This is a genomic window from Ensifer sp. (assembly GCF_035999185.1).
Taxonomy (GTDB): Bacteria; Pseudomonadota; Alphaproteobacteria; order Rhizobiales; family Rhizobiaceae; genus Ensifer.
Genome location: NZ_DASYHB010000054.1, coordinates 1 through 6,623, shown reverse-complemented (window position 1 = coordinate 6,623; position 6,623 = coordinate 1). Strand labels below are relative to the sequence as shown.

The window sequence follows — 6,623 nt, the reverse complement described above, 5'->3', positions numbered from 1 at the left end:
TCAAAACCAAGTCAAAGACTTGGCTTGGGAATTTGGTGCCCAGAAGAGGACTCGAACCTCCACACCCTTTCGAGTACCAGCACCTGAAGCTGGCGCGTCTACCAATTCCGCCATCTGGGCGACGAGCGGGGGTGTAAAAGGCCCGAGCCGAAGTGTCAACAGGCTTTTTGAAGTTTTCGTGTCGGATTGAAAAAAACTCAGTTCGAGGCCGTTTTTGCCCACCGACGGATTGTGGATAGACCGCTGTCGAGCAGCGCTTCAGCCACCTGCGCTGTTTCCGCCTCGACATAACACCGCATCTCCGGCGCATTTCCGGAGGGGCGTAAATGGATGATCCGGCCATCGTCGAACGTGACCCTGAGGCCGTCGATGTCGCTTACGCTCTGTGGCCGGCCGATCGGCGCCAGGAACGTCGCGAGATTTTCGGGCCCTGCACGCAAGTGGGCCATGAGCCTGGAGCTGGTTTCGACCGCAAAGTCTTCAAGCCGGTCGCTGAGCGCGACGGGGAGCCGATAGGACGAGGCAAGGACCGACAGCGAGAGCTTTGCCTCAACCGCTGCTGCCAGCACGGCGACGATGGGCAGGAAGCTGTCTCGGGTGGGCAGGGCATCAAGCGTTGAACCGTTGACGAGGAAGGCGCTCGCAGTCAGCGTTCCGCCATTGGCCTCAAAGCCCGCAACCTTCTGTTCGCCGTCACGGAGCGCCTGCTGCATGCCGGCGATCACGAAAGGCGAGCCGACGCGCGTCCTGAGAACCGAGAGCCTGCGCTCCAGGCCAGAATTCGAGGTGACGGGCGTGACGGCGAGCGTTGCGCCAAGGAAGCCGCAGGCCATGAGGCCCAGGAGATCGCCGCGCAAGGGCAGGCCGTTCTCGTCTGCGACCAGCGGACGGTCGCCGTCGCCATCGGCCGATACGATCGCGTCGAGCCGGTGCTCCCGGGACCAGCCCTGAAGCCGTTCGATCGTTTCGGACGAAACGGCCTCGGTGTCGACGGGAATGAAATGTTGCGAGCGCCCGAGGGCGACGACCTCGGCGCCGAAGAAGGCGAGCAGATCAGCGATCAGATCCCGGGCAACGGTGCTGTGCTGGTAAACCCCGACCTTGAGGCCGGAAAGCGCACCGGCCGGCAGCAGCTCGCGGTTCCTCTTAAGGAAAAGCTCTTCAACGCGGGCGCCGTGATCCTCGCCGATGCCGGCGTCCGCAATCGCCGGAATCTGATGTGCGATGCCGTCGGCGATCTCGCCGATCGCCAGTTCGTCGGCCTTGTCGATCTCGCCGTCCGGCCGATAGAACTTGATGCCGTTGCGATCGGCCGGGATGTGCGAACCAGTGATCATCAGGCCAGCGGCCCTGTTTGCGAGGCCGTAAAGAGCGAGTGCCGGCGTCGGCACCGTGCCGCAGTCGAGCACATGCAGGCCCTCGCGCGACAGCGCCGCCGCGCAAACGGCGGCGATCTCGGGACTGGAACCGCGAAAATCCCGCGCGATCAGGATCGGGTCACCCGGCCTGCTGTGCCCGGATGCCACGAGATGTCGGGCAAAGGCCGTCGCGTAGCGCGCCGAGGGTTCACCCTTCAGCTCCTCTGACAGACCGCGCAGGCCGCTGGTACCGAATTTCACTTGCATTGCTTCTCTCGCTGACATTGGGAACGACGGACCGGAATCACGGCTGCGATGGTCGATTGACTGGCGCATCCTACCGCGCAGTTGCCGAAAACGTAGCCGATTTCGGGTGGAAAACATGCGACAATTCAATCTGCTACCGCGGCCTTTGCGTGGCAGACGGCGCACGCGGCCTGCACAGATTGGGCCGGGGGGGAAGTCCGGCGGCTCCGACAGGGGCTGCGCGTACGCGACGCCTTGAATAAACCAAGAAAACCGAACGTAATACAGAGAGGGACACAACCGGAGGGCAGAGCCCTTCGAAAGTGAGGACAGAATGACGGGATTTCGCAATTTCGTTATCGGCTGGGCCATGGCCGCCACCTCCGTGATCACCGCCGTCGCACCCGCGCAGGCCATGCCGCTCCGGGTGCCCGACCTTCAGATCAAGACCACAGGCGACGTGCAGGATGTGCAGTACTACCGCCAACGCTACTGGGGAGGTGGCTGGGGATCCGGCTGGGGACCCTACTACCGGCGGGGCTGGGCGCGCCCCTACTATGGCTCGGGCTTGAGCTTCTACTTCGGTTCAGGCGGCTACTATGGCGGCGGCTATTACGGCGGTTACGGTGGCGGTTACTATCCGCGCTACGGTTACTACCCGCGTTACAACTACTATCCCCGCTATGGCTACAACCGGTATTCGTATCCTCGCCGCTACTACGGCGGCAACACCTACTATCGTGACCGCTATGTCGGCGGCGGCTCGCATGTCAGCTGGTGCCTGTCACGCTACCGCTCCTACAACCCGGCTACGAACCGGTTCTTGAGCTATAGCGGCGTCTACAAGATCTGCTATTCGCCCTACCGATAGCACGATATCGGTGACGCGAGGCGGAGGTCGCCTTGCCTCGCGTCTTGTCTCGGCCCTGCAAGCGCGCGCGGGTTTCCGTGTGTCGTGATATGCCGATTTGTGGGAAACGGCGGTTAAGCCACCATTAACCGCGGCGGCATACCGTTTCGCAAGGTTCCACAACGCCGCCAGGATCAGACATGCTGTTTCCGACCCAGCAATCGGCTGCCACCGCAACGACCAATCTGGTCGGCTCGATCCTGAAGGACATCGAGAAGCGGCAGGCGGAGGAAGAGGAAAAGACCAAGGGCACAAAGGACGACAAGATCCTGAAGGCGCAGGTCAAGTCCGACGATGCCCAAAAGGCCGCCAACGACAAGATCAATGCCTATTTCTTTGATCGCACGCAGGGCGATGCGAGCAACAACCGCGCCGTACTCATTCGCGAGGTTGGAAAGTTCTTCGGACTGGATCGCGAGACCTTCAAATCCGATTCCGCCTTCGCGAGGGAAGTCGAAACCCGGCTGAAGGATCTGAAGCCGGACGCGATTGACAGGATCGAGAAGGAACTGGGCCTTAACAAGTTCGGTATTTCTCTTAACGATTTGATCCAGGCCCTGAAAAACCCGGGCGGCCGCGAAAACGCGCTTCTGAAGGCCGCGCTCGGCGAGACGAGCGACAAGGCCCCACAGAGCCAGGCACAGGCCGCCAAGGCCGTCGATCGACTGAAGAGTGTTGCCGCGCCCAGATCACTCGAGGAAGCCCAGCTTGAAAGCCTGCATGGCGATCCTACCCGCAAGACCGACAAGCAGTCGCTCGACGAACAGGAACAGCAGGTGCACGGGCTCCATCTCCAGGAAGAACTTGAGGCCGTCGCCGACAGGCAGGATTTGGCATCGGCCGTGTTGGTGCGCTTAGACGACAATGGCCTCTACGGTCTCGCGGCACTTGGTCTCTGATCTAACTGCGCCTGACGATGCCAAGCCGCGCCATGACGGCATTCGGAATGCCGTAGCGGCGCACTGCGTCGCGGCTGTCGCGTAGGCCGCAGATTTCCCGTTGAATGAAAAACGCCCAGACCGCATCGGCTGCGTCGTCTAGAAGGCGTTCACGCAGGTCCGGCGGCGCCTCGGGCTTCAGCGCCGACAGGGCAGCAATCGCCTTTTCCACCTTAAGGCCGTGCCGGCCCAAAGCATCCGCCCGTTCGGACATCAGTTCGTATTCGAGCACGTTGAAGGCGCCGGAGGTCGAAAAGGTCGGGCTGAGGGCCTTTGGGGGACGAACGGTCATCCGAAAACTCCTGCTGCCTCAAGTGGCGCCCGCCGCGCAGCCTTCCAGCCGAGACCTCGATGCGAGCGACAAGGGACGTTCCAACAAGATGGATCCGCGCCGCATGGCATGCAAGCCACGCATGGACCGGGAGCGGCCAAAACATGGTTAAGATTTCATAAACCTCTTTCTCCTAACATCCAACATCATGCCGAATCCCCTATCCGCGGCCGAGCCGCGGTTGTCTGGCCCGCGGGCCACGACGCGCATGAGGCGCCAACCCGTAAGTGATTAGTACCGTTCGCAAACGAGCCGGAAATCGATCCGTGCTCAAGCACGCCGCCGCGTTTCGTCGATCGACGATTGGTCAACCCGAGGTCAAGCGAGATGGAGACCAGAATGCTGATACCCATCCAGACGGCCCGATCCGCGGCCGCTTCCGCTGAAGACGCGAGCGCAAAGGCACCGCAGACCGTGGCGCAGTTGCCCGCAAGTCAGCGCGGCGAGGCCATACAGAAAATTCTCGATGCGTTGACCCGGCACCTTTCGGGCCGCGAAATCCTCTCCAAGGATGCGCTGGTGCGGCTGATGGAAGATCTCGCGCGCATCCTCAAATTCCCGCCCCTGCCCCAGGAAGGTGGACGGGAGTTCGTTCGGCGCCTGGTGGCCTTTCTCGAGTCGATGCCGGCATCCGATCGGCTGCTGCTGGAGCGCCAGCTCGGCGGTCGCAGTCTCTCCATACGTGTCGGGCTGCTTGCCGAACTGCCGGCCATCCGCAACGGAACCTCGATACCGCGCGCAACGGCGACGCCAATGCCCGCGCAGGCGCGCGACGTCATCCTGCGCAACCCTTCGCTCCAGCCGGCGCTGCCGTTCAATCCGTCGGCGACACGCGGGCCCGTCGCCAGCGAAGTCGCGCTGCTGCAAGCAGTCCTGCGCAAGACCTTCGGCGTCGGCAACGACACACTCGATCTGCAGCGCGACGATCTGGAGCAGACATCGACGACTGAGCCGCAATCGACAGGCCGAAGCGAAAAGCCGGCCGAACGCCGCGAGGTGCGAGCGGACGCCAGGACGGCCGCGTCTTCGGAAGGCGCCTCGGTCGAGAGCGCTGCCGCCCTGCTTGGCGGCGAAGGCGAGGTCGAGGAAGTCGCATCGCTCGCCACAGCCGTCGCGGAGGCAGACGAGAAAGCCCAGCACATCGATACCGGGCATGGCGGCGAGGCCGTGCCCCCAAGCGACGACAGCGCGGCCCTGGCAATCGAGGGCCAGGCGGCCAGCGAAATGGAGCAGCCGGAGACGACCGGCGATCCGAATCCTGACGGGACCTATGGCCCCCTGCCCGACGCTGACGGGGAAAACGACCGGAAAACGGCTCTTTCTTCCGGTCGCGGCGATCAGGACGCTCGACCGTCACGGGTGCTGTCGGACGCGATCAAGACGCTCATCCGTGACAGCGTGGCCTTACCCGGTGGCGCGCTCGACGCAGAACCCGGAGCAGTCGCGCAACAGGCTGACGAGACGAGCGCACCACCGCAGGTGCCCGCCAAGGACACTGGCCCTGCCGCGCGCGAAGCCGGTGCGGCGATCCGCCAGCGCGAGGTCTCGGAGGGTGGCAGCGCGCTGTCGTCCCTCATCAACGAGCCGACCGAAGAGGCGAATGCGAACCAGCGCACTGCTTTGGAAACGCGCCCGCAGCGCCCGGTCGACGAACAGACGATCCAGCAAATGATCGCCAGGCTGGTGGAAAACGGCCTTCCGCGCGAAGCCATTCCCTTCACCATGATCCCCTACCCGGCAACCGGAAATGACGTGGAGCATTTCGAGGACGTCGCGCATGAAAGGCCCGGAAGTTCGGACGAAGAGCCGTCTGGCGAAGAGCAGGAGGACGCGGAAGGCAATCAGGCCGAAGAGGGCGATACGGACCAGCACAGCGACGCCGACGACGAGACCCCTGAGGCGCCGGACGCCTACGATCTCTATCGCAAGCTCGGCGACCTCGGATAGAGCGACGCCGATGGGGGCGTGAGCCCGTTTCCCGCCGATTTTTCTCGGGCGCACCCGGATCGGACCGGCGGCACACCATCCTCAAAAAGAAAAACCCGCGGAGATTGCTCCCCGCGGGTTCTTCAATTCAGACGTCAGGCAACGATTACTCGTTGTTCTGGCGGTTCTTCAGAGCGGCGCCAAGGATGTCGCCGAGCGAAGCGCCCGAGTCGGACGAACCGAACTGAGCAACGGCTTCCTTCTCTTCAGCGATTTCCAGAGCCTTGATCGACAGCTGGATCTTGCGGTCCTTCTTGGAGAAGTTGGTGACGCGAGCGTCGACAACCTGACCAACAGAGAAACGCTCCGGACGCTGTTCGTCACGGTCACGCGACAGGTCAGCGCGGCGGATGAACGAGGTGATGTCTTCGTGGTTCACGAGCTTCACTTCGATGCCGCCATCGTTGATCGCGATGATCTCGGCCGAGACAACAGCGTTCTTGCGCAGTTCGCCCGAAGCAGCGGCGTCGCCGACTGCATCCTTGCCGAGCTGCTTGATGCCGAGCGAGATGCGCTCCTTCTCGACGTCGACGTCGAGAACAACAGCGCGAACGACGTCGCCCTTGTTGAACTCTTCGATGACCTGCTCGCCCGGACGGTTCCAGTCGAGGTCGGAAAGGTGAACCATGCCGTCAACGTCGCCGTCGAGGCCGATGAACAGGCCGAATTCGGTCTTGTTCTTGACTTCGCCTTCAACTTCCGTGCCTGCCGGGTGGCTATGCGCGAATGCCTGCCACGGGTTCTCGAGCGTCTGCTTGAGGCCGAGCGAGATACGACGCTTGGTCGGATCGACTTCGAGAACGACAACGTCGACTTCCTGGCTCGTGGACAGGATCTTGCCGGGGTGTACGTTC

The 6,623-nt window shown here is 62.9% G+C and carries 6 protein-coding genes and 1 tRNA gene; 3 read left to right on the top strand and 4 right to left on the bottom strand.

Annotated elements, in window-relative coordinates:
* Positions 1–33 precede the first annotated feature (33 nt).
* A tRNA-Leu gene (locus VGO04_RS05625) sits at positions 34–120 on the bottom strand.
* Positions 121–197: 77 nt separating this feature from the next.
* Positions 198–1,625, bottom strand: a complete 1,428-nt coding sequence (locus VGO04_RS05620; protein WP_327494979.1) for a phosphomannomutase — start codon at positions 1,623–1,625, stop codon at positions 198–200.
* 313 nt (positions 1,626–1,938) lie between these two features.
* Here VGO04_RS05620 and VGO04_RS05615 point away from each other — a divergent pair, with 313 nt between their 5' ends.
* On the top strand, positions 1,939–2,475 hold the full coding sequence (locus tag VGO04_RS05615) for a BA14K family protein (RefSeq protein WP_327494978.1): 537 nt from the start codon (positions 1,939–1,941) through the stop codon (positions 2,473–2,475).
* Positions 2,476–2,654: 179 nt separating this feature from the next.
* Complete coding sequence (locus VGO04_RS05610) at positions 2,655–3,413, top strand: hypothetical protein (protein WP_327494977.1); 759 nt, start codon at positions 2,655–2,657, stop codon at positions 3,411–3,413.
* A 1-nt stretch (position 3,414) separates the two neighbouring features.
* On the opposite strand, the gene VGO04_RS05605 is transcribed toward VGO04_RS05610, so the two are convergent.
* The gene (locus tag VGO04_RS05605) at positions 3,415–3,744 is read right to left on the bottom strand and encodes a DUF6665 family protein (protein ID WP_327494976.1); all 330 of its coding nucleotides are present in this window, start codon (positions 3,742–3,744) and stop codon (positions 3,415–3,417) included.
* Between the two features lie 378 nt (positions 3,745–4,122).
* Here VGO04_RS05605 and VGO04_RS05600 point away from each other — a divergent pair, with 378 nt between their 5' ends.
* Positions 4,123–5,730: a hypothetical protein gene (locus VGO04_RS05600; protein ID WP_327494975.1), complete on the top strand. Its 1,608-nt coding sequence runs from the start codon at positions 4,123–4,125 to the stop codon at positions 5,728–5,730.
* 145 nt (positions 5,731–5,875) lie between these two features.
* Here the strand turns inward: VGO04_RS05600 and VGO04_RS05595 are convergent.
* On the bottom strand, positions 5,876–6,623 hold a 748-nt coding region (locus tag VGO04_RS05595; protein WP_327494974.1), incomplete at its 5' end, for a S1 RNA-binding domain-containing protein.

What these genes read in the sequence shown, in the direction of transcription:
- VGO04_RS05605 (WP_327494976.1), bottom strand. Translation starts at nt 3,744, where the DNA reads ATGACCGTTCGTCCCCCAAAGGCCCTCAGCCCGACCTTTTCGACCTCC.
- VGO04_RS05610 (WP_327494977.1), top strand. Translation starts at nt 2,655, where the DNA reads ATGCTGTTTCCGACCCAGCAATCGGCTGCCACCGCAACGACCAATCTG.
- VGO04_RS05615 (WP_327494978.1), top strand. Translation starts at nt 1,939, where the DNA reads ATGACGGGATTTCGCAATTTCGTTATCGGCTGGGCCATGGCCGCCACC.
- VGO04_RS05620 (WP_327494979.1), bottom strand. Translation starts at nt 1,625, where the DNA reads ATGCAAGTGAAATTCGGTACCAGCGGCCTGCGCGGTCTGTCAGAGGAG.
- VGO04_RS05600 (WP_327494975.1), top strand. Translation starts at nt 4,123, where the DNA reads ATGCTGATACCCATCCAGACGGCCCGATCCGCGGCCGCTTCCGCTGAA.